17 protein-coding genes are annotated in these 23,197 nt (G+C 70.5%); 6 read left to right on the forward strand and 11 right to left on the reverse strand.

The window, feature by feature from the left end:
• Positions 1-299 precede the first annotated feature (299 nt).
• Complete coding sequence (locus Q8X39_RS03410) at positions 300-5,444, forward strand: DUF7151 family protein (RefSeq protein ID WP_305748202.1); 5,145 nt, start codon at positions 300-302, stop codon at positions 5,442-5,444.
• Positions 5,445-5,507: 63 nt separating this feature from the next.
• On the opposite strand, the gene Q8X39_RS03415 is transcribed toward Q8X39_RS03410, so the two are convergent.
• The 4 genes from Q8X39_RS03415 to Q8X39_RS03430 form a co-directional block, all read right to left on the reverse strand.
• Positions 5,508-6,062, reverse strand: coding sequence for a DoxX family protein (locus tag Q8X39_RS03415; RefSeq protein WP_305748203.1), 555 nt, complete (start codon positions 6,060-6,062; stop codon positions 5,508-5,510).
• Positions 6,059-6,835, reverse strand: coding sequence for an HvfC/BufC N-terminal domain-containing protein (locus Q8X39_RS03420; RefSeq protein ID WP_305748204.1), 777 nt, complete (start codon positions 6,833-6,835; stop codon positions 6,059-6,061). Before Q8X39_RS03420 ends, Q8X39_RS03415 begins: the two co-directional genes overlap by 4 nt.
• Positions 6,832-7,683: an MNIO family bufferin maturase gene (bufB, locus tag Q8X39_RS03425; protein ID WP_305748205.1), complete on the reverse strand. Its 852-nt coding sequence runs from the start codon at positions 7,681-7,683 to the stop codon at positions 6,832-6,834. Before bufB ends, Q8X39_RS03420 begins: the two co-directional genes overlap by 4 nt.
• A gap of 94 nt (positions 7,684-7,777) precedes the next feature.
• Positions 7,778-8,101 (reverse strand): BufA1 family periplasmic bufferin-type metallophore, encoded by a 324-nt coding sequence (locus Q8X39_RS03430; RefSeq protein WP_305748206.1) that lies wholly within the window; start codon positions 8,099-8,101, stop codon positions 7,778-7,780.
• A 260-nt stretch (positions 8,102-8,361) separates the two neighbouring features.
• On the opposite strand from Q8X39_RS03430, the gene Q8X39_RS03435 reads away from it, so the two are divergent.
• The 3 genes from Q8X39_RS03435 to egtD are packed head-to-tail and all read left to right on the forward strand — an operon-like array spanning position 8,362 to position 10,827.
• On the forward strand, positions 8,362-8,643 hold the full coding sequence (locus Q8X39_RS03435; RefSeq protein WP_305748207.1) for a DUF427 domain-containing protein: 282 nt from the start codon (positions 8,362-8,364) through the stop codon (positions 8,641-8,643).
• A gap of 7 nt (positions 8,644-8,650) precedes the next feature.
• Positions 8,651-9,865 carry an ergothioneine biosynthesis protein EgtB gene (egtB, locus tag Q8X39_RS03440; RefSeq protein ID WP_305748208.1) on the forward strand — a complete coding sequence of 405 codons (1,215 nt, stop codon included), beginning with the start codon at positions 8,651-8,653 and terminating at the stop codon, positions 9,863-9,865.
• The gene (egtD, locus tag Q8X39_RS03445) at positions 9,865-10,827 is read left to right on the forward strand and encodes an L-histidine N(alpha)-methyltransferase (RefSeq protein ID WP_305748209.1); all 963 of its coding nucleotides are present in this window, start codon (positions 9,865-9,867) and stop codon (positions 10,825-10,827) included. Before egtB ends, egtD begins: the two co-directional genes overlap by 1 nt.
• Positions 10,828-10,845: 18 nt before the next feature.
• On the opposite strand, the gene Q8X39_RS03450 is transcribed toward egtD, so the two are convergent.
• The 7 genes from Q8X39_RS03450 to glf all read right to left on the reverse strand — a co-directional run bounded on the left by Q8X39_RS03450 (position 10,846) and on the right by glf (position 21,600).
• Positions 10,846-12,318: a TolC family protein gene (locus Q8X39_RS03450; protein WP_305748210.1), complete on the reverse strand. Its 1,473-nt coding sequence runs from the start codon at positions 12,316-12,318 to the stop codon at positions 10,846-10,848.
• A gap of 145 nt (positions 12,319-12,463) precedes the next feature.
• Positions 12,464-14,074, reverse strand: a complete 1,611-nt coding sequence (locus tag Q8X39_RS03455; protein WP_305748211.1) for an HlyD family type I secretion periplasmic adaptor subunit — start codon at positions 14,072-14,074, stop codon at positions 12,464-12,466.
• A 26-nt stretch (positions 14,075-14,100) separates the two neighbouring features.
• Positions 14,101-16,461, reverse strand: a complete 2,361-nt coding sequence (locus Q8X39_RS03460; RefSeq protein ID WP_305748212.1) for a type I secretion system permease/ATPase — start codon at positions 16,459-16,461, stop codon at positions 14,101-14,103.
• Between the two features lie 190 nt (positions 16,462-16,651).
• Positions 16,652-17,872: a glycosyltransferase family protein gene (locus Q8X39_RS03465; RefSeq protein WP_305748213.1), complete on the reverse strand. Its 1,221-nt coding sequence runs from the start codon at positions 17,870-17,872 to the stop codon at positions 16,652-16,654.
• A gap of 53 nt (positions 17,873-17,925) precedes the next feature.
• Positions 17,926-19,356: a hypothetical protein gene (locus tag Q8X39_RS03470; protein WP_305748214.1), complete on the reverse strand. Its 1,431-nt coding sequence runs from the start codon at positions 19,354-19,356 to the stop codon at positions 17,926-17,928.
• A gap of 46 nt (positions 19,357-19,402) precedes the next feature.
• Positions 19,403-20,392 (reverse strand): hypothetical protein, encoded by a 990-nt coding sequence (locus Q8X39_RS03475; protein WP_305748215.1) that lies wholly within the window; start codon positions 20,390-20,392, stop codon positions 19,403-19,405.
• Positions 20,389-21,600 carry a UDP-galactopyranose mutase gene (gene glf / locus Q8X39_RS03480; RefSeq protein WP_305748216.1) on the reverse strand — a complete coding sequence of 404 codons (1,212 nt, stop codon included), beginning with the start codon at positions 21,598-21,600 and terminating at the stop codon, positions 20,389-20,391. Before glf ends, Q8X39_RS03475 begins: the two co-directional genes overlap by 4 nt.
• Before the next feature lie 288 nt (positions 21,601-21,888).
• On the opposite strand from glf, the gene Q8X39_RS03485 reads away from it, so the two are divergent.
• Both Q8X39_RS03485 and Q8X39_RS03490 read left to right on the forward strand, forming a co-directional pair.
• Positions 21,889-22,296 carry a DUF2946 family protein gene (locus Q8X39_RS03485; RefSeq protein WP_305748217.1) on the forward strand — a complete coding sequence of 136 codons (408 nt, stop codon included), beginning with the start codon at positions 21,889-21,891 and terminating at the stop codon, positions 22,294-22,296.
• A 107-nt stretch (positions 22,297-22,403) separates the two neighbouring features.
• Positions 22,404-23,183: a helix-turn-helix domain-containing protein gene (locus tag Q8X39_RS03490; protein WP_305748218.1), complete on the forward strand. Its 780-nt coding sequence runs from the start codon at positions 22,404-22,406 to the stop codon at positions 23,181-23,183.
• The last annotated feature ends 14 nt before the right edge of the window (positions 23,184-23,197 follow it).

Consider the following 23,197-nt stretch of genomic DNA (forward strand, 5'->3'; position numbering starts at 1 on the left):
GGATCGACACGACAGGCCCTGCGGGGCCTGTCGGCGTTTGAGGGCCCACAGGAATCGGGTCCGGCCGCGTGACTCAAGCGCATATTCAAGTCAACATACTGCTTGAATATGCAGGAAAGGCCCCAGGGACGGTTTTCAGGTCGCCCCACCTTAAGGTGGAACCACACCCGTCAAACCGCATTCCACATTGACAGGTTTTTCCGGCAAAAGGCACATTCGCCGATCGTGCCGAAACCCTGGAACAAAAAACCAAACAGGAATATCGGCACGCATCTCCCTTGTTTTCGAGAGTGCCTGCCATGCCCCGCGTCGAATATCTCCCCGTCCACCCGGATAAACCCCTGCTCGCGCCGCATGCGAGATTCTGCCGGCGAGCCTGGCTGGTCTGCATGCTCGGCTCGATGCTGGCCGGTTGTGGCGGCGGCTCGCCGACGACGGGGACACCGGCCGCCACCGTCGGTCACGGCGTAGCCCTGACCCGCACGCAGGCCGCCACACCCGGCGCCTGCCCGGCCGGCGTGGGTGCCCGGGTGGATTCGGGCGTCGACCGCAACGTCAACGGCGTGCTGGACGACGGCGAGATCTCGGCGACCCAGTATGTCTGCCACGGCGCGAACGGCGCCGCCGGCGCCACCGGTCAGGACGGACTGGGCACGCTGGAGAAGCTCTCGGACCTGCCAGCCGGCGCCATCTGCCGCGTCGGCGGCACGACGGTGCAGGCCGGGCTGGACATGAACCGGGATGGCAGCCTGTCCGACGACGAGATCGAGAACACCCGATACATCTGCCAGGGCTCGGACGGCGTCAACGGTGCCCAGGGCGCCACGGGGGCCGCCGGGAAGAACACGCTGCTGGACGCGACACCCGAACCCGCCGGCGCCGCCTGCCCGAACGGCGGAACACGGCTGCTGGCCGGTCTGGACCTGGACGACGACAACCGGCTGGACACCGACGAGATCACCAGCACCCGCTACGTCTGCGCCGGAGCGCCTGGTGCCACGGGTGCCACGGGTGCCACGGGTGCCACGGGTGCCACGGGTGCCACGGGTGCTGCGGGTGCTGCGGGCAAGGCCACCTTGATGCTCACGGCGGTTGAGGTGCCCGGCGCCCACTGTGCCAACGGCGGCGTGCGTCTCCAGATCGGCCTGGACCGCAACGGCGACCTCGCCCTGGACGGCGACGAGATCAGCAGCATCCGGTTCGTCTGCCACGGATCGGACGGGGCCTCGGGGGCCAATGGAACGAATGGCACAAACGGGACGGACGGAACCAACGGGAGCAACGGGAAAGATGGCGCCGCCGGCCTGAATGCGCTCGTCTCCCTCAGTGAACTCGCCGCCAGCAGCGCGACGTGTCCCGCCGGCGGCGTGCGCGTCGCCACCGGACTGGACCGAAACGGCAGCGGCGAACTCGATCCGGGCGAGGTGACCGGCAACCGATTCGTCTGCCACGGGGCGACGGGTGCGACGGGTGCAACGGGTGCGAGCGGTGCAGCCGGCATCGCCGGCCGAAACGCACTGGTCCGTCTGACGGACGTGCCGGACGGTATCGGTTGTCCGTCCGGTGGCACCCGGATCACGGCGGGACTGGACACCGACGGGAACGGTGAACTCTCCGCTGGCGAGACCACCCAGACACGCGACATCTGCCATGGCGCCACCGGAGCGACCGGAGCGACCGGAGCGACCGGTGAGGCTGGCACTTCGGGCGCGGCCGGTCCCGCCGGCAAGGACACCGTGATCCGCCAGACCGTCGAGCCATCGGGGCCGAACTGCGGCAATGGTGGCGTGCGCTTCGAGATCGGACTCGACAGCAACCAGAACCACCTGCTGGACGGCGATGAGGTCACCAGCATCCGCTACGTCTGCCACGGTTCCGCGGGCGCGGCAGGTGCGGCAGGTGCGGCGGGGACGGCAGGCGTCACGGCGCTGGCCCGGGTGAGCGAGGAAGCGACCGGCCCACATTGCACCGAAGGCGGCACCCGCATCGACGTGGGCCAGGACCTGGACGGCGACGGCAACCTGGCCAGCGGCGAGATCAACAGCACCCGGTATGTCTGCCATGGCGCGCGCGGCCTGAACGGCTTGACGGGCGCCACCGGCGCCACAGGTACCGCCGGCAGGAATGCCCTCGTGAGCCTGAGCCTGGAAACGCCCGGATCGACCTGCACGGCAGGTGGCACCCGGCTGGATGCGGGCCTCGATGCCGATGGTGACGGCAGCCTCTCGGCCGGCGAGGTGACGCAAAGCCGATGGGTCTGCAACGGCATCCAGGGCTCCAGCGGTGCGGCGGGCCCTGCCGGCCCCACCGGCCCCACGGGACCGTCGGGAGCAAGCGGCGTCAACGGCAAGAGCGCGCAGGTCCATGTCACGCCCGAGCCGGCGGGCATCCACTGCCCCGCCTCCGGCACCCGCGTCGAAGTGGGGCTCGACCAGGACGGTGACGATGCGCTCAGCGGCGCAGAGATCGTCACCACCTTCTACGTCTGCAACGGTGGAGCGGGTGCGCAGGGAGCCACGGGCGCGACAGGATCGACTGGCCCGACAGGTGCGGCGGGTGCGGACGGCACGAATGGCACGAACGGCACGGATGGGACGAACGGAACCGATGGCCTGTCCACCCTGATCCGCATGGCCAACCTGCCGAGCGGCGACAGCCACTGTCCCTACGGTGGACAGCGGGTGGACTCCGGTCTCGACGGCGACCGGAACAACACGCTGGCCGACAGCGAGATCGGCCAGACCGCCTACCTCTGCCACGGCCGTCCCGCTTCGGGCAGTGCCACCACCCAGGTGGTCGATGCGCCCCGTACGCTCGACGCCAACCAGAACGTCCAGGCCCAGGGCGACACGCAGTTGCTGCTGACGCTGCCCGACACCGCCAGCCTCGCGGTGGGCGACGAGGTCTCGGTGACCGGCGTCGGCGTCGGCGGCTGGCGCATCCTGTTGCAGGCGGACCAGAGCGTGGTCGGGCTCAACGGCATCTCGCAGACCAACACCGAGGCCGGCGGCGCGGCCGTGGCCCGAATCGATGCGGGCAGCGGAACCCTGGTCGGTCTGGCCTACCAGTCCCTGACCCTGCAATACATCGGCGGTGGACAGTTCACGCCGACGCGCTTCGCCGGGAATCTCACCGTCTACACCGGACAGGTCAGCGGCCTGATTCCCGACAACACGTTGACCAGCGCCGGACTGGTCCTGCAGAACAATGGGACCGATGACCTGAGCGTGCCGCTGAACGCGGGCAGTTTTGCCTTTCCGACACGCCTGCCCTATGGCGCGACCTACGCCGTGACCATCAAGACCCAGCCCACCGGCCTGGTTTGCAGCATCACCCATGGGAGCGGGACGGCGACCGGCAACACCATCGCGCCCCTACTCAGTTGCGACGATCCCCCATGGGACAAGGACAACGAGGTGGCCGTGCTGATCGAAACGGGGCAGAGCAACGCCTCAGCCGCAGGTGCCACGATGAGCGGTGACCTGAGCACGATGCCCAATGTCTATGGCCTGGGACGGGCAGACAACTTCTCGTTCACGATGTCCGATGTCACGTGGTCGCCCTACCAGTTCACGGCCGCCCTGGGCACGGTGGGTTTCGACCTGGGTCGGGGCAATACCGGAGTGGACGCTGGCACGGCAGCCGCGAGCATGTACACCGGCAAGACATCCGTGGCAACCGAGTTCGCTCGCAACTGGCAGGCCCATATCACGGCGGGGAATGCAAAAGGTTTGCCTGATCTCTATATCGTGCGCGTCACATGGCCCGGCAACGGCATCGGGCGATACAACACCAATTACAACCACTGGCGCGTATCGGGAGTCGACCCAGCCACCACCGACATCAACAAGGCGTCCTATTTCACCAGGTATGTGCTGCAGAAAGCCATCACCAACCTCCAGGCCACGCGCAAGAAGGTTCGCATCATCGGCAATGTTTGGGCGCAAGGCGAGCAAGACTCCGCGAGCACGCTGGACGCCAACGACTATCACAACGAAGCCACCAAGTTGTTTGAGCTGTTCGACACGGCGGTCGGCGTGCCCATTCCTACCACCTTCATTAAATTGCGCAGCAACGACACCAGCACTTACGGCTACCCCGGTCCCGTCAATGCAGCGTTTGACCGCTTCATCGCGGACCGTGGGCGCGGATATTGGCTGCTTGACCCCTATCACTACAGCGGCACCGTCCAACAACCGCACATGAACAAGACGACTCAAGGCTCGCTGTTTAACGCGGACGGGGTTCACTACACCGCCAGTGCGATCAAGGAGTTTGCGCAGTTCTACTTTTCGCGGGTGATCAACAGCGGCTACCGCGGCCCCTACCTCAACCCGAGCAGCGCGTCTCCCGCGCCCTTCAGCACCACGGCCGCGACAACGGTCGGCACCCGTGCGCCCGAGTATTACTACGTGGTAGCCCTGGCCGGCCAGTCCAACATGGTGGGTTATGGCGAATCGCTGCCCGACCCGCTGGGTCTGGACCTGCCGCATCCACGCGTCAAACAGGTCGGGCGTGCGGACGGCCGCGACAAGACCATCGTGCCGGCCACCCACAGCCTGGACCATGCGCAAGACATGTCGGCATCCCGCTCGACCCTGATCCACAACCACAGCAAGGTCAGAGACGGTACCTACGAGTGGCCGCTTTATGGCGGCACGGTTGGTGCTGGACAAAGCATCGGCAAGAATCTGTTGCCCTATTTGCCGCCCCATGTCGGCATCCTTCTGGTGCCCACTGCACGGGGCGGCTCGGGTTTCACCACTGGCACGGACAACGCCTACACCGTGGGCACCACGAAGGTCTATGTGGACGGCGGTGGCGGCAGCACATCGACCGGAACCTGGACGAAATGGGGAGTCAGCGGCGGCGTGGCGACCAATGAAGGCGGCAAGACCGGGCTCTACCTCGACATGCGCGAACGCATCAAATGGGCACTCGAACAGAACCCCCAGAATGTCTTCGTGGGCGTGGTCTGGATGCAGGGTGAATTCGATCTCGGCAACCCCACGCTCCACAAGTCGATGTTCGAAGCACAGGTCAGGACCTTGGGCACGGACCTGAACCTGACCCACCGCACGCAGTGCCTGCGCTCGGACTGTGGCAGGACACCTTGGGTCACGGGCGACACCACGTTCTATTGGCTGACCAAGAACGACACCGTCTCCGCCGCGGGCTACAACAACGTGTATCTGAACAACTACGGCGCCAGCAGCTTGCCGAACGTGTCCTTCGTGCCCTTCATGTTCAACGCGAACGGCAGCGAGACCTCGACCAACGCGGACAACCCCTACCACGCCACCGACAACCCGACAGGGGCCGATCACCGCACGTCCTCCACCTGGGCATCGCACTTCAGCAGCGACGCACTTCGCGGCGTCGTGGCGCGCAAGCTCGCGGACCAATTGCGTCAGGCAACCTACCGGGCCACGCAGACACCTTGAAGGTGTGTTCGATGTGGATGCCGCCGGTCGTTCAGCCGTTCAACCGTTCAACCGTTCAACCGTTCACCCGCCATCCTTCGGCTGACGTGGCGCTTCGCAAGCCCTGGCCCCCAGCCACGCATCCACCGACCACCGCCCCGCACCCTGCGCGACCAGCATCAGCAGCAGCGCTGCCCAGGTGGCGTGGGTGGGCCAGGCGCCGGGGTAGACCAGCAGCTGGATCACCGCCGTCATGCCCAGCAGCGCCAGCGCAGACAGCCGCGTGGCCAGGCCGAGCAGCAGCAGCAGCGGGAAGACGTGTTCGGCGGTGGCGGCCAGAACGGCTGCCACGGTCGGGTCGATGAGGGGCAGCCGGTACTCGTCACGGAACAGGTCGACCACGCTGTCGGACAGGCGCGGCCAGCCGAGCTGGAACTCGCCGCTCAAGGGGTTGGCGACAAAGCCCTGCACCTTGGTCTGGCCGGACAGCCAGAACACCGCCGCGATGCCGAAGCGCGCCAGCAGCGCGATGCCGTCCTGCGGGATGCTGGCACACAGCGCGAGCGCACGGCGGCCCAGCCTGGCGGGAGGCCGGCCCTCGGACGGTGTGACGGCGGACACGGGCCGGGTGGTGTTCATGGCGTTTCCTCGGGAAGGATCAGGTCGGTGATGACGCCCTGGACCAGCAGCAGGCCCAGGGTGGTGGGAAGGTCGAAGGCCGGCGCGTCGGCCAGCGCGGCGGCGGCGGCATCGCCGAAGGGCGAGCCCTGCCCGGCCGCCGCGAGGAATGCCGCCGCGCCGGGGGGCAGGCGCAGCACCTGCACGTCCAGCGACGGGCGCACGACCAGCACGTCCTCGGGCCCGTCCGGGTCGAAGGGTTCGGGCTCGCCGTCCTCGGTCTGGTGGGCCGCCCAGACCGTCGCCACCGCATGGGCCGAACGCAGCAGGCGGACCGACGGATGCAGGCCCAGGCGGACGTCGGCCAGGGCCTCGCCCAGCGCCAGCGCCTGGCTCACATGCCGAGCCAGCACCGGTTCGGCATCGGCGGCATGGCAAGCCTGCACGCGGGCATGCTCCAGCCGGGCGACGTCGCCCAGCCAGGGCAGCGTGGCAGCGGGCTCGAAGGCATCGATGAACTCGGGCAGCGTGTCGCCGTAGAGCGCCACGACGCGGCTGCGCGGCAGGTGCTGCGTGGCGTAGACGGCGGCCATCGCCCGGAAGAAGTCGTCCCCGACCAGGCAGCGCGTGACGGGGAAGGTGCCTGCCAGCGCATCGACCAGCGCGACCCGCACGTTGTTGCGGTGGACCGCGAAGCGCTGCGCCGGGTCGGACCCGTTCCAGGTCTTCAGGCCGGGCGGGATCGGCCGCGACGTGTCGCGCAGCGCGGCGGCGAAGTGGTCCTGCGGGCTCATGCCAGCGCCCAGCTCAGGCTGTCGAGCGTGCGGCGGGCCCGGTCGGCCTCGGCCAGCAGGATGGGCAGCGGCGGGATGTCGTGGTCGCGCTCGATCAGCGTCGGCACCGGGCCGATGCGGCTGAGCACCTCGCGGTAGAGGGCCCAGACCGGCTCGGCGACAGGCGCCCCGTGGTCATCGATCAGCAGCGGCGCGCCCAGGCTGTCGCGCTCGACCGCATGCCCGGCCAGGTGGATCTGACCGACGGCCTGCAGCGGCAGCCGACGCAGCTCACGGGCTGCGCTGCGACCGTGGTTGACGCAGCTGACGTGCAGGTTGTTGACGTCCAGCAGCAGGCCGCAACCGGTGCGGCGCACCACCTCGGCCAGGAAGCCGGCCTCGTCCATCGTGGACCCGGCGTACTCGACGTAGGTGGACGGGTTCTCCAGCAGGATCTGGCGGCGCAGCCGGGACTGGACCTGGTCGACGTGTTCGCAGACCCGCTGCAGGCTGGCACCGTCGTAGGGCAGCGGCAGCAGGTCGTTGTAGAAGTTGAGGCCATGGCTGGACCAGGCCAGGTGTTCGGAGAAGACCGCCGGCTGGTAGCGCGCGATCAGCGTGGCCAGCCGGTCGAGGTGAGCGGTGTCCAGCGGCTCTTCACCGCCGATGGACAGGCCGACGCCATGGATCGTCAGCGCATGCTGCTCACGCACACGGGACAGGGCGTGGTGCAAGGGGCCGCCATCGACGAGGTAGTTCTCGGCGTGGACCTCGACGAAGCCGATCTCGGCCCGCATCGCCAGCAGTTCGGCAACCTGCCCATGCTTCAGGCCGATGCCGGCGCCAGCCGGCGGGAGGGTCGTGTTCATCGGGTGTTCCGGGCCTCGGGGGTCAGAAGATCCGGGTCGGCACAGGCCACGTGGCCGCGCGCCGGACCCGGTCGGTGCGCCAGCGGTCTTCGGCTCACTTCTTCATCATGTCGTCCTTCATCGCCGCGGCCTTGAAGGCCACCAGCTGGCCGTAGCCGGTCGAGGAGGACTTGGAAACGGTCTTCTCGCAGCTGCCCTTGGGCACGTAGGACCAGGCGTTGGTCTGGTGGTCCATCTTCGAGGTGCCGGCACAGGTCGTGCCAGCGCCGGCGGCGCAGTCGTTCTTGCCGGCTGCGGCGACGCCAAAGCACTTTTCCTTGTCGGCCGACTGGGCGGCGGCCGGCAAGGCGGCGAAGGCGGAGCCCAGGGCGATCACGAGGGCGGCGGCGGGCAGGCGGGTGGCGATGGAAGCGGTCATGTCGGACTCCGTGGAGATCAAGTGGGTCGAGGGGTGGATGGATCGGGGACCGATCCCGGCCACTGGAAGGTTTCCAGCGACCGTGCTGCTTGGACGGCCGAAGCCCCACGGTTCTTACGGGGTCGCACAGAAGAAACGTCCGCCACGTATGCTGGCTTCGGCGCAAGCTGAACGCGGGCTGCGATCCCGCTCGCCGGCTGCAAGAAATCCATCCAACCCCCGACTCAACCTGCGCCCGACAACCGGGCAGGAGCACCGACATGAAAGCAATCTGGAACGGAACGGTCGTCGCCGAGAGCGACGACACGGTGATCGTCGAAGGCAACCACTACTTCCCGCGCACGGCGCTCAACGACGCCTACGTGCTGCCGAGCAACACGCACACGATGTGCTCGTGGAAGGGACAGGCCAGCTACCTGACGCTCTTCATCGACGGCAACGCCAACCCGGACGCGGTCTGGTTCTATCCCGACCCGAAGGAGGCCGCCGCCGAGATCAAGGGCCGGGTCGCCTTCTGGAAGGGCGTGAAGGTCGTGGAGTGAGCCGGTGATGAGCGCCTCCGCCACGCTGGCCACCCGCTACGACGCGGTCCGCCGCCACACGCTGGCCCTGGTCGATGGGCTCTATGCGGAGGACCTGTGCGTGCAGTCCATGCCGGACGCGAGTCCGGCCAAGTGGCACCTGGCGCACACGACCTGGTTCTTCGAGACGCTGGTGCTGCTGCCGCAGGCCGAGCCCGCATCGACCCGTCTGGCGCAGGGCTACCAGGCCCATCACCCGCTGTTCCAGCAGCTCTTCAATTCCTACTACGAGGCGCTCGGCCCGCGTCACCCGCGACCTCAGCGCGGCCTGTTGAGCCGCCCGACGCTGCGCGAGGTGCTGGCCTACCGCGCCAGCGTCGATGCGGCGATGCACGACCTGATCGGTGCCCTGGAGTCCCGCAGCGGCGATGCGGCGTTGGCCGCGCTCCGCGATCGCGTCGAGCTGGGCCTGCACCATGAGCAGCAGCACCAGGAGCTGCTGCTGACCGACCTGCTGCACCTGTTCTCGCTCAACCCGCTGCGACCGTCGCTGCGCAGCGGTCCGCTGCTGCGCGTCGACGTCGCCGCGACCGGCTGGATCGAACGGGCACCCGGCGAGGTCCGCATCGGCCACGACGGCCCGGGCTTCGCCTTCGACAACGAGGGCCCCGTGCATGCGGTGCGGCTCGAAGCCCATGCCGTGTCGACCCGGCTGGTCACGCAGGGCGAGTTCCAGGCCTTCATCGACGACGGCGGCTACCGGCGCGCCGCCTGGTGGCTGTCCGACGGCTGGGCCACCGTGCAGGCGCAGGGCTGGGAGGCGCCACTGCACTGGCTGCCCGAAGGCCAGCGCTACACGCTGCACGGCGTGCAGCCGCGTCAGGCCGACCAGCCGGTGCAGCACCTGAGCTTCTACGAGGCCGCCGCCTTTGCCGAGTGGGCCGGCGCCCGCCTGCCGACCGAGTTCGAGTGGGAAGCGGCCGTGCGTGCGCAGCCGACGCTGGCGCAGGCCCATGGCGTGGCCTGGCAATGGACCCGCTCGTCCTACGACCCCTACCCGCGCTTCCGCCCGGCCGCCGGTGCGGTCGGCGAATACAACGGCAAGTTCATGGTCGGGCAACTGGTGCTGCGCGGCTCCAGCCTGGCGACACCGCCGGGTCACGCCCGCGACAGCTACCGCAACTTCTTCCCGCCGGCCGCGCGCTGGCAGTTCACCGGCCTGCGGCTGGCCAAGGACCTCTGATGCACGCAGCTGCCCCTCCCGCGTCGAGCTATGCCGACGACCTCGTGGCGGGCCTGTCGGCCAGCCCGCGACGCCTGTCGCCCAAGTGGTTCTACGACGAGGCCGGATCGGCCCTGTTCGACCGCATCTGCACGCTGGACGCGTACTACCCGACGCGGGTCGAGACCGCCTTGCTGGCCGACCATGCCGACGAGATCGCCGCCGCGATGGGCCCCGACGCGGAGATCGTCGAGCCCGGCGCCGGCTCGGCCCGCAAGGTGCGCGTGCTGCTGCGGGCGATGCAGCGCGGTGGCTGGCGGCCGGCCGGCTACCTGCCGGTCGACATCTCCGGCACGCACCTGCTGGCCGCCGCCGACGACTTGCGCGCGGACCTGCACGAGGTCCTGCCCGACCTGCCCGTGCGCCCGCTGGCGGCCGATTTCCTGCGGCCGCTGGTGCTGCCCGCGCCGCTGGCCGACGGCCGTCGCGTGGGCTTCTACCCGGGCGGGTCGATCGGCAACTTCGAGCACGACGAGGCGATCGCCCTGCTGCACCGATTCGCCGACTGGATCGGCCCCGGCGGCGGCCTGCTGATCGGTGTCGACCGCGTCAAGGACCCGGCCCGGCTGCATGCGGCCTACAACGACCCGGACGGCGTGACGGCGGCCTTCAACCTGAACCTCTGGGCCCGCGCCAACCGCGAGGCCGGCGCCGACTTCGACCTGGGCGCCTGGCACCACGCCGCCTTCTACGACCCGCTGCGCCAGCGCATCGAGATGCACCTGGTCAGCCGGCGCGATCAGCAAGTTCACGTGGCCGGCCGGACCTTCGATTTCATCGAGGGCGACAGCGTGCACACCGAGAACTCCTGCAAGTACACGGTGCCCGGCTTCCAGGCGCTGGCCGGGCGTGCCGGCTGGCAGCCGCAGCGGGTGTGGAGCGATCCGGAAGGGCTGTTCTCGCTGCACTGGCTCACGAACTGAGCCCGTGCGGCGCGACGCTCAGCGCGCCGGCACGCCCGCCAGTTCCGGCGCGATCCAGGGCAGCAGGCCCGAGCTGGCATTGCGCAGCTGGGCCGAGGCGCTGAAGCCGTCGTGCAGGGCGTTGATGTAGGCGATGCGCAGCTGGTAGTGCTCGTTCTCGGCCGAGATCAGGTCGAACAGCGAACGACGGCCCAGCTTGGACCACTGCTCGAAGGTCGCGTTGCGCAGCTGGTCGCTGTCCTGCAGCACGCCGGCGACGTGGCGGGCGCGCAGGTAGGCGCTGCGGGCGGCGTCGTGGAAGGTGCCGATCTGCTTGGACCGTTCGTTGATGCCCGACGCCATCGCCTGGCGGGTCGCCTCGGCCCGCTCGCGGCTGGCGCTGGCGGCGGCGCTGACCGAGCCCCCGTCGTCGATCACCATGTTCACGGCGATGCCCGCGTTCCAGGCGCTCGACGTGACCTGGGCCTGGCGGGTCGAGTTGGCGCCGACCTGCCAGCGCACCTGCGGCGAGCCTTCGGCTGCGTTGGCACGGGCCAGGCGGTCGAGGGCCTCGGCCTGCAGACGCAGCGCACGGATCTCGGGGCTTTCGGGCACCTGGGACAGCAGCGTGTCCAGCGCCGGCAGCTCGATCAGCGGCACGCCGACGGCGCCCCAGGGCGCGACGTTGTCGCCGACCACGCGGCGCAGCCGGGCATCGGCCTGGCGCAGCAGGGACTGGACCTCGTCGCGTGCGATCTCCGCCTGGCGCACGCCCTTGCGGGCCTGCACCAGCTCGCTGGCACGCCCCCGGTCGCGGGCGACGATCTGCTCGATCGAACGGGCCAGGCAGCTCAGCTTGGCCACCTGCTGGCCATGCACCTTGAGTTGCAGGCGGAAGCGGTTGCGGTCGATGACGGTCAGCAGCGCCTCGCGCAAGGCGCGCTCACGGGCGTTGCCGATGCCCTCGTCGCTGGCGGCGACCAGGCGCTGGCGATAGTCCTTCAGCGCATCGAGCCGGCCGCCGTCGTAGAGCGGCGCGCTGGCGTTGACGCCGGCACCGCCGACGCCACCGACCGACAGCGTGCGGCCGGCGACCGCGCTCTGGCCGATGCCGAGCGTGCCGTTGACCGAGACCTGCGGACTGCCGCCCGCCTCGGTCTGCTTGAAGTCCTGGCGCGCGGCCCGGCTGCCGTGTTCGGCGCTGCGCACGTCGTGGCTGGCCGTCACGGCCTCGCGGGCCAGCGACGCCAGCTGCGTCATGCCATCACCCTGGGCCGGACCGTCGAACAGCTCGGAGGCGCTGAAGGCCTGCGTGTCCGGCAAGGCCGGACGACCGGCGGGCACGCCGGCAACCGCATCGGCCTCGTCGCAATAGGCCAGCGCCAGCCCCGGTGCGGTCGCACCCAGCAGGCTCATCAGGCAGGCCAGTGCGACCTGGCGCAGCGGCCGGATCGTGGCCACCGGAACGGGACCCGGCAAGGCAATGGAAGAACGACGGACTCGGATCGACATGGACAGGCTCCTCGGACCGCGCATGCGCGGTGTTTCGGGGGCGACTGTACGGATTTTCGCGTGCCGGTCGGCCCGGAAAAGCACGGTGATCGCGCCCCGCTTCACGATCCTGGCCGGAACGCGGCAGCCGGTCGGCACGACCCGTTCAGCGCTCGCGGAAGGCCTCGGTGCCCTTCATCATGGGCTTGAGCAGGAAGTGCATGACCGACCGATCGCCGGTGCGGATCTCGATGCTGGCGGTCATGCCCGGCAGCACCGGCAGCGGCTTGTCGTCCTTGCCCCGCAGGGTCGCCGCATCGGTGCGGATGCGGGCGCGGTAGTAGGTGTTGTCGGGACCGGCGGCGCGTTCGTCGCCCAGCGCATCGGGGCTGAGGTATTCGATCGTGCCCTTGAGCCCGCCGTAGGTGTAGTAGTCGTAGGCACTGAGCTTGACCTCGGCGGTCAGGCCGGCGCGCACGAAGCCGATGTCGGCCGGCTTGATGCGGGCCTCGATCAGCACGCGGTCGGTCAGCGGCACGATCTCCAGGATCGGCGCGCCGGGTCCGACGATGCCGCCCAGCGTGGCGATGCGGATGTTCTTGACGATGCCGCGCAGCGGCGAGGTCAGCGTGGTGCGCTTGAGCTGGTCATCCTTGGCAACCTGCTGCTCGCCCAGCTGCGCCAGCTCGGTGCGCACGCGCAGCAGCTCGGTGCTGGCGTCCTGGCGAAAGCGGTTGATGCGCTCTTGCAGTTGCATCTGCAGGTCGTTGCGCTGGCGTCGCAGCCGCATGACCTCGACGTCGGACATCAGGCCCTGGCCGGCGAGTTCCTGGGCGGTGCCCAGCTCGCGGTCGATCAGCCCCATGCTGCGCCGGATCACCGCTGCCGCCTCTTCCAGCAGGCGACGGCGGGCCTCGTAGGCCTCGGTCTCGGCGGCGATCACGCCGGGGTCGTTGCGCACGTCCGGCGGGAAGCTCAGGGCGCGACCATTGGCCTCGGCCGACAGCCGGGCCACCGTGCCCCGCAGGGCGGTCTGGCGGGTGCGGCCCTCGGTCTGGACCGCGGCAAAGCGGGTCGGGTCGAGCTGGACCAGGTCCTGGCCGGCCTCGACCAGGTCGCCCTCGCGCACATGCATCGCCCGCAGGATGCCGCCTTCCAGGCTGGCGATGACCTGCTCGCGGGCATCGGGCACGACCTTGCCTTCGGCCCGCGTGATGACGTCGACCTTGGCCAGGCTGGCCCAGCCGATGGCGCTGGCCACGATCAGCGCGAGCAGCCACAGCGGCCAGATCGCGCCGGGCGTGGCCTCGACCGCGCGGGCCGCCTTCAGGCCCTGCAGGAAGTCCTCGTCGCCGGGACGGACCTGGCCGAGCCGGTCCGACCGCACGTCGTCCTTGTAGTCGCGTTCGGCGCTGTAGGCACCCCAGCCGCGCTCGCCGGCACGGGGCATCGCCAGCCCTGGGCTGGCGCCCTCGTCGGACGGCATCGCGATGCCGGGCGGCGTGCGGCGCTCGCCCCGGCGCAGCGCGGCCAGTTCGGCTTCCAGGCCCATCGCGGGCTCCTGGCGGACCTGGTCGGTGGCGCGCCGGCCGGCTCCGTTGCGGCGGATGCCGACTGGCGGTCGCTCGGCCTGCGGCTCCGGTCGCGACCGTCGGGCCACTGCCGGCGCGTCGGCGACGTCAACCGGCTCGGCGCTGACCGGGCGACGCCACGGCACGCGCCGCGCGAGCGCGGCGAGCCAGGCACCAGGTTGCGGGAGGCTGAGCTTGAAGGCCATGGGCGGATCGATCCGGTCTCGTCAGGTCAGGAGACCACGCTGAACGGGCCACGCCCGGCATGCGCCGGCTGGCCCATGCCGCCGGGCGGACCGACGTAGAGGCCGGTGTTCAGCGAGCCCGGCGTGACCCCCGGCTGGGCCGCCTGCTGCGGCAGCGCCGCACCGGGCTTGGGTCCGCCGGCCAGCGCCTGCAGCACCTGCAGCTTGGGGCCGTCGATGACGACCTTGCCGGCGTCGACCACGACGATGCGGTCGACCAGTTCCAGCAGCGCCGGCCGGTGCGTGACCACGACCAGCGTGCGCCCCTTCACCAGTGGCTTGAGCTGGGCGATGAACTGCATCTCGCTCTGCGCGTCCATCGAGCTGGTCGGCTCGTCCATCAAGAGCACCTTCGGGCTGGTGACCAGGCAGCGCGCCAGCGCGACCAGCTGACGCTGGCCACCCGAGAGCATGCGACCGCCCTCGCCCACCGGCATGTCGATGCCCCGCGGATGCGCGGCGGCCACGCGGTCCAGGCCGGTCAGGCGCAGCACCTCGGCCAGCGTGTGCGTGCTGGCATGGGCGCGGCTGAGGAGGATGTTGTCGCGCAGCGATCCGCTGAACAGGCGCGGCTCCTGGGCCACGAAGCCGACCTGGGCGCGGAAGTCGGCCGGGTCGATCTGGCGCAGGTCGATGCCGTCGACCTCGGTGTAGCCCTCGGTGGGCAGGTAGAGGCCGCCCAGCAGGCGCAGCACCGTGCTCTTGCCGCTGCCGATCTTGCCGAGGATGGCGACGCGCTCGCCGGCCTCGATGCGCAGGTTCACGCCCTTGAGCACGCTCGGCCCCTGGGTCGTGCCGCCGCTGGCGTTGGCCTGGCTGTAGGCGAAACCGACGTCGCGCAGGCCGACCTGGCCGGCGATGCGCGCACGCGGCAGGTAGGCATGGGCGGGATCACGCTCGCTGGGCTGGGCCATCAGTTGGTCGAGCATGCGCAGCGCGGCGCGGGCGCCCTGGTAGCGCGAGGCCAGGCTGACGACGCCACCCAGCGGGGCGACGACGCGGCCGGCGAACATCACCGCCGAGATCAGCGCACCGGCCGTCAGGTGGCCATCGGCGATCAGGTGCACGCCCCAGACCAGCATCGCCACCGTGATGATCTGCTGCGACACCATGGTCAGGTTGTTGACCCAGCTCGACAGCGCCCGGGCACGCAGCGCGGCCTGGGCGGCCATCGCGTTGCTTTCCTCGTACTGGCGCTGGAAATGGCCCTGGGCGCTGGCAGCGCGCACGGTCTCGATGCCTTCCATCGACTCGATGACGATGCCCTGCATGTCGGCCTGCTGGCGCTGGTTGGCCGTCGAGGCCTTGCGCAGCACGTGCTGCACGCCCACCGTCATCGCCAGGATCAGCGGCACGGCCACCAGCAGCACGATCACCAGCTCGCCGCCGACGAACCAGATCATGCCGATGAACAGGAAGATGAACGGCAGGTCGCTGATCGCCGACATCGTCGCCGAGGTCGAGAAGTCGCGCACCACCTCCAGCTGGGCCAGGTGGTGGGCGAACGAGCCGGACGACTCGGGCCGGTTCTCCAGCCGCACCGACAGCGCCTTGCGGAACAGGATCGCGCCCAGCGCCAGGTCGGCCTTCTTGCCGGCCTGGTCGATCAGGTGGCTGCGCAGCTGGCGCGAGATCAGGTCGAAGACGATCGCCAGGCCCGCACCGGCGGCCAGCGACCACAGGGTCACGAAGGCCTGGTTGGGGATCACGCGGTCGTAGACGACGGAGGTGAACAGGCCGATGAAGAGCATCAGCACGTTGCTCAGCAGCGCCGCCAGCATCGCACCGCGGTAGTACGGCATGAAGCGGCGCAGCGTGCTCCAGAGCCAGTGGCCGCCGGGGTTGAGCAGGTCCTCGTCGGCGCGACGACCGGCCAGCGGCGCACCGAGGCGCGGCGTGGCCATGAGCACGTGGCCGGAGTACTCGGCCTGGAGTTCGGCCTCGCTGGCGAGCACCTCCACCGGCGCCCCGCCCGCCTCGCCCGGCGGCATCAGCATGCGGTAGGCGACCTGCTGGCCACGCACCACCCGCTCGACCAGCACGCAGGCATCGCCGTTGCGCAGCAGCAGGATGGCCGGCAGCAGCAGCGCCAGGATCTGGCGCGGCTCGCGCTCGACCACGCTGGCGTTGAAGCCGGCCGCATCGAGCACCCGCACCGCCAGCGGCGGCGTCAGGGTCTGGGCGATGCCCAGGCCGTCCAGCAGCGACTGCGGGGTGCGCTGGACGCCGTGGTGCCGGACCAGCCAGAGCACGGCACCGAGCAGCGCGTCGTCCATGCTGTCGACGGCGGCACCGCCACCGTTCGCGTGGGCGTCCGGCGCAAGGGCGTGGGCAGCGGCTGAGGTCATCGTGCAGGTGGGGACTCGTGTCGATCGGCACGCGCCCTCGACGTGGCACGCACCGGGCTCGCCCATCGTGGGTCCGCCAGGTCCAACTGTGGCCCAGCCTGTTCTGATGCAGCGGGTGGAAAAGGGGGGGCCGGAGGGGCTTGATCCGGGCCGTCAGGACGCGCCGGCAGCGGGCGGTCGATCGCGGTTCCTAGAGGCGCTGGAGCATCGCCTCGATCCCGTCCACCACCTTCGGGTAGCCGGAATGCGCCATGACGTCGCGCTGGACCGCCTCGATCAGCAGGCGGCGCTGGGTGGCATGGCGAGGGTTGCTGAAGTGGCGCACGCGGTCGTGCAGCTCGTCCGGCGTCGCGTAGCTGATGGCGGCGTGTTCGCGGGTCAGCTCGGGCAGGCCGGGGCGGCGATCGGTCAGGCACAGGCCGCCGGCCATGAAGACGTCGTGGACCCGGTTGACCACGGCATGGTCGAACTGCAGCGAGCTGATGTTGATGCTGCAGGCGCTGCTGCGGTAGATGCCGTGGACGGTCGCGTCGTCGTAGACCGGCGGCTCATGGCGGATGCCGTGGCCCAGCGTGGCCTGCCGGTCGACGCGGTGCAGGTAGGCCGGATCGCCACCGTAGACGGTGACATCGGTCATGCCGGCCTCGGCGGCCTGTTCGAGCAGGCGGCCGCGGAAGGCCATCGTGCGCAGGTTGCACTGGCCACGCAGCCAGTGGACGTAGGCCTGGCGCGAGACGCCGACGTCGCTGGCATCGGGCATGCCGCTGAAGGCCGCCAGGCTGCGGTCGACCCAGGGCAGCAGCGCCGGGTGCAGCGGCGTGTCGAGCTGGGCGCTGCGTTGTTCCAGCAGGCCAGCCAGCAGCTGTTCGAGCGAGGCGCTTGCCATCCTCGGCTGGTAGGACCAGGGCAGTGCATGGCCGACGAAGCTGGCGCCATGGCGGCAGTCGCCCGTGTCCAGCGGCGGGGTCGGCGCGAACTCGCTGGCATGGGGCACCCAGGCCGCTCGCTCGATGCCGACGGCGGCCAGCGCGGTGACGCTGTCAGGCTCGATGCACAGGTGGGCGGAGCGATCGGCGACGCGCTGCCAGGCCCGCAGGCGTGACTGCGCGGCCTCGAAGCTCAGGCCGCCGAGCAGGGCATCCTGGTGCAGGAAGATCAGCCGACCGGGGAAGTCCTCGAAGAAGTGGCCGGCGCGCGCATCGGCACGCTGCTGGATCACGTTCGATCCGGCGGTCGACAGGTAGACGGCCTGTGGCTGTCCGCGCAGGAACTCGGGGAAGGTCGTGGTGCTGAAGCCCGCCGGCTTGACCAGCATGACCTCGTGGCCACGCCGGGCCAGCTCCTGGCCCAGCGCCCGGGCGATGCGGGCATAGATCGGCGTGGGGGACTCTTCGAGGAAGAAGACGGGCATGCTGGATCGACGGGGTGGATTCGGTTCAGGGCATGGCGCGGTTCTGGCCGCGCTCAGGCTTCGGGCAGCGCGTAGTCCTCGCGTGCGACGCGGGCGAGCGTGCGTTCGGCCAGGCTGGTCTCGACCTTGCGCAGGACCACGCGGACCTCGTGCGGCACGGCCTCGCGGCTGGGCAGGCCGCAGGCGTCCAGCGCCAGGGTCGAGGTGAGCGCCAGGCGGTGGCCGAACCAGCCGCTGCGCCAGAAGGCGCCGGTCTGCGCGGCCAGCCGCTCGCGCACCTGGCCGGGGCTCAGACCGGGTGCGCGCAACACCAGCACGCCGCCAGGCTGCAGCAGCGTCATCGCGTGGTCGAAGGTGCGCCGCAGCGCGGGCGAGTCGTCCAGCGCCAGCGTTCCGACGTCGACCTGGGCGCACTGTCCCGCACGCTGCGCCAACAGGGCGGCCACGGCGGCGTGGGTATCGGCCGGGTCGGCCAGGCCAAGGAGGTGGTCAGGCTGACGCAGCGCATCGGGATCGACGTTGAGCCAGCCTGGGCGATGCCCCTGCCGCGCCATGTCGGCATTGACGCGGTCCGGCGCGGGCCGCGCCCGGCGCGTCGTCGCGGCCTGGGCGACCAGGGCGTCGAAGGCCGCCCATTCGCCGTCCGTCGACTGGCGCGCATGGGCGTCCAGGCCGGCTTGCAGGCGCGCGAACAAGGCCGGCTGGTTCCATGTGGCGGCCCCGAACACGTCGGCGCTGCGATCGGGGCTGACGCACAGCAGCGTCTCGCGCCACAGCGGATCGATGCGGGTGCTGTCGGCCAGCTCGGCGATCACCGGGGTGCCCTGCGCCACCGTGCGCATCGCCGTGACGCTGTCGGGACGCCCCTGCGCGTCCTCCGGCAGCAGCAGCACGGCACGGGCGTTGCGCACCAGTTCGTCGCGCTCGGGGCCATGCACGGCGTCGTCCATGCGGGCCACGCGCACACCCAGGGCCTGCAGGGCCTGCAGCCGCTGGATGCGCCAGGGCGTCAGGCGGCCGATGTGCAGCAGCTCGATGGCGCGATCGGCCAGCGGCCGGTGGGCCAGGTCCGCCGACGGGGCGGCGGCCACCGAGGGGTGCAGCAGCGTGACCTGGCCGGTGGCGACCGCCGCATGCAGCGGCAGGTTGGCGGCGTCCAGCTCCAGCACCGGCATCTCCTGCAGCAGCCTGAGGTAGTGCGGCGACAGCGGCGACAGCGGCGAGCCGCCCTGCCCCAGCGGCTCGGCGTTGACCAGCACGCAGGCGGCGTCGGTCCAGGCCGAGGGATCAACGGCCCGGTGCGCGCCGATCACCAGGTTGACGGCCGTGTCGCTGAGCCGGTTGCGGGCCAGCGTGACCGGGCCGCGACCGCTGCGCTGCAGCGCCGTGCGCAGCATCAGCGCGATGTCCAGGCCGGCCAGCGCCTGCAGTTGTTCGGCGGGCCGTCCGGCGGGGTGGACAACGCAGAGGTGGATGGCGTGCATGCGGGCTCCGGAACAGGAACGGGAACGAGGTCGGGAACGGGATCGGTCAGGCGGCCGCGCGCAGCTCGCGCTTCTGGTGCAGGCGCGCCTCCAGCGTGGCGAGCAGGACATGGACCTCGTCGAAGAAGACCTCGCGCTGGCCGGCGATCCAGCGTCGATAGGGCTCGAAGCGGGCGCTCAGGCGGTCGTGGTCGTTCATGGCGGTCTCGATGCGGCGCAGCACCAGCGGCACGGCCATCGCCTGGCGCTCGTCGAACTTGAAGCCGGCCGGCAGCGGCAGGTCCTCGTCGAAGGCGGCGCTGCCCTGGGTGCCGGTGACGACCACGCAGCCGCACAGCGCGGCCTCGCGCGGGATGCGGTCGCGTCCGGGATGCGAACCGAAGTCGATGTAGACCTTGGCCCGCCCCAGCAGGCCGGCGACCTCGACCGGCGTCATGTTCTGGATCGGCACCCAGCGGACATGCGCTGGCGCGGCGGCCATCAGCGCGCGGGTGAACTCCAGGCCCTTCTTCGGATTGAAGGCGACGATGTCCTCCTTGACCGAGCCGCGCACCGCGTTCGCCCGCTCGACCAGTTCGTCGCGGATGTAGTCGGTCAGCATCAGCGAGTCCAGGCCCTGATCGGCCAGCCAGCGGCGGGCGTATTCGGACTGGGCGACGTGAACGACCTGCTGGGCCGGGTCCAGCACGAAGTCAAAGGGGCTGGCCGCACCGGGCGACGGCCGCGACTGCTCGGCGAAGTTGCGGTAGTGGTCCACGCTGAGCCAGCTCAGCACGCGGGTGGCGTGCTGCAGGCCCTGCAGCGCCGGCGCGGTGGTTTCGGCGGCGATGACGACGCTGTCGGGCGTGTCGGCCACGCGCAGCGCGGTGCGCGGCGCGTACATGCGGAAGACCGGCGGGGTCGGGTCGGGATGGCCTTCGGGCGCGTAGACCATGGCCATGTCGTAGCCCAGGCGCTGGCCGGCATCGACCAGCTGATGCAGCGCCTCGGGGCCGCCGGTCACGGTGGTGGCCGGGCAGAGCACGTGGACCTTCATGCGACGCTTTCCTCGGCCTGGACGGCGGTGGCGGTGTTGACCGGCGGGGCCAGCTCGGCGAGCAGTTCCTCGCAGGCATGCAGCGCGGCGGCCACGACCTGGTCCATGTTGTAGTAGCGGTACTGGGCCAGCCGGCCGACGAAGAGCACGCCGCGCGTGGCCTCGGCCTCGGCCATGGCCTGGTACTGCTTGTACAGCGCCTCGTTCTCGGCCGCCGGGATCGGGTAGTACGGATCGCCCTCGTCGGTCGGGAACTCGCGCACCAGCGACGTGCCGGCATGGTCCTGACCGGTCAGGTGACGGAACTCGGTCTCGCGGGTGTAGCCATGTTCGTTCGGATGGTTGACCGTGCCGACCGGCAGCTGCAGCGCATCGACGTCCGCGACATGGCGGTGCTCGAAACGCAGTGACCGGTAGGGCAGCTTGCCCAGCACGCCACCGAAGTACTCGTCGATCGGGCCGCTGTAGACCAGCCGGTCCCAGCCGTCGACCGGGTCGTCCTGGCGCAGGTCGCGCCAGTCGGTCTCCAGGCTGACGCGGATGGCCGGATGGTCCAGCAGGCGCTCGAACAGCCGGGTGTAGCCCTCGGCGGGCATGCCCTGGTGACGGTCGGTGAAGTAGCGGTCGTCGTCGTTGGTGCGCGTCGGGATGCGCGCGGCCACGCCGGCCGACAGCTCGCCCAGGTCCCGGCCCCACTGCTTGCGGGTGTAGCCGCGGAAGAACTTGTCGCACAGCTCGCGGCCGACCGAGTTCAGCACCACGTCCTCGCTGGTGCGCAGGTTCTCGCGCGGCTCGCGCACCCGCTCCAGGAAGGCGGCCACGCCGGCCTCGTCCAGGTCCAGGCCGTAGAGGGTGTTGATGGTCGTGCGGTTGATCGGGATCGGAACCCGCTTGTTGTCGACCGAGGCCAGTACGCGGTGCTCGTAGGCACGCCAGGCGGTGAAGCGCGAGAGGTAGTCGAAGACCTTGTCGCTGTTGGTGTGGAAGATGTGCGGACCGTAGCGGTGCACCAGCACGCCATGCTCGTCGAGGTGGTCGTAGGCATTGCCGGCGATGTGCTCGCGGCGGTCGACGACGTGGACGTCATGGCCGGCCTCGGCCAGCTGGCGGGCGCAGGTGGCCCCGGCAAAACCGGCTCCGACGACGAGAAAACGCATGCTGAGACTCCTGGCAGGTACGGGGGTGGAGGAAGCGACGTCAACGTCCATGCGGGACTGCCGGCTTTCACTTTTCTCACCTGGGACTCTAGGCAGCTGCCGGTTCGGCAATGCGTGGATATCGGCCCGCTCTGGCCGCCATTTCCCTGACCGGCTCGGCCCGCTAGCGTCCGGCTGAAGGGCTGGCCTGCGGCGATCCGTGTCGAAGCGGTCACGTTCGGCACCGGAATCGGGTGCGCCGATTGACAGGCGTCAATCGGCCCGGCCGATCGCGCCTGATCGGCCTCTAGACTTCCGCCTGTGCAGCCCAAGCCGTCCCGCTCCCCCCTGACCCCGGCCTTGCCACGCCACGGCGCGGTGCCGTCGGCCAGGGGCTGGCTGCGCGCCTGGCTCATCGTCCTGGCGCTCCTGTGGAGCGGTGCCATGCCGGGCTGGGGCCTGGTGCTGCAGGGATCGAGCGGCCTTGCGCCGTCAGACCTGTCGGATTGGTGTGCCACCGCCGTGCCGGACCGCGGCGACACGGGCCTGCCCGCCACCGACGGGACCGGCCTGCCCGCCCTCGAACATGGCCAGGTCCACTGCGCGCTCTGCCTCGGCGCGGCCACGCTGCCCGACCTGCCCGTCGTAGCTGTGCCGGCGGTCCGCCCGGTCATCGGTCCGGGCTGGACGCTGACGATCGATCCCGCCCGCCAGGGCCTGCAGCCCTGGCGCCAGCCGCACCCGCGCGGCCCTCCCGCATCCGCCTGAGACCCCGTCCCGCGTCGCTCCCGCCGGCCCGATCAAGGCCAGCCGCGACCCTCTTCCCAACGACGGCTGCCGCCCCCTGCGGTCGTGCGCCGTCCAGGAGCTCAGGCATGCAAGTTCTTCCCAACCCGAGCGGCGCCCTGGCGCCCTCCCTTGTCCATCTGGGTCTGGCGCGTCCATCTCCGCTGGGCACGTCCTCGCTGCACCCGCCGAGGCTGCACGACAGCCACCCGGCCCACGGCGGCCTGCCCGCCCACCGGCCCAGCGGTGCCGGCGCCGTCCAGCCGCGTCGCGTGCTGCAGGCCGGTCAGGAGATCGACACCTTCCGCACGCTGGTGCTGCCGCATGTGCTGGTCTCGGGCGTGGCCATCAGCCGCCGCCCGGTTGACCCGCACGAGGACCTGCAACTGCTGCAGCCGGGCGACCTGATCGGGCTGGAGACCTTCCAGGTCCGGCCCGGTGAACGGCGCGTGCTGGCGCTGGTCGACTGCGAACTCGCCCCGCTGCGCCGCATGAGCGACACCGAATGGCGCGAGCTGCTGCTGCACGCCCTGCTGCGTCGCCAGTCCGAACCCGGCCTGGCCGGCCTGCGGGTCGGACCGGTGGGCGAGCGGGTGCGGCGGCTCTTGCTGCTGCTGGCGCAAGCCGGCCAGCCGGCCCCGCCAACCGACGGCGCACTGGCCACCTGCGAGCTGCCACCGCTGACCCTGATGGCTGCGATCACCGGCTCGACCCAGGAGACGGTCTGCCGCGTGGTGTCCGGCCTGCGCAAGCTGGGCCTGCTGGAAGAAGCCGGCGGCCGTCGCCTGCGGCTGATGCCCGGCCTGAGACTGTCGGCCGGGGAATTGCCTGGCAAGGCGTCCAAGCGTCGGGCGAAGGCCGCAGCCTGAACGAAACCATCCGG

It is taken from the genome of Leptothrix discophora, from assembly GCF_030705305.1.
Taxonomy (GTDB): Bacteria; Pseudomonadota; Gammaproteobacteria; order Burkholderiales; family Burkholderiaceae_C; genus Sphaerotilus; species Sphaerotilus discophorus.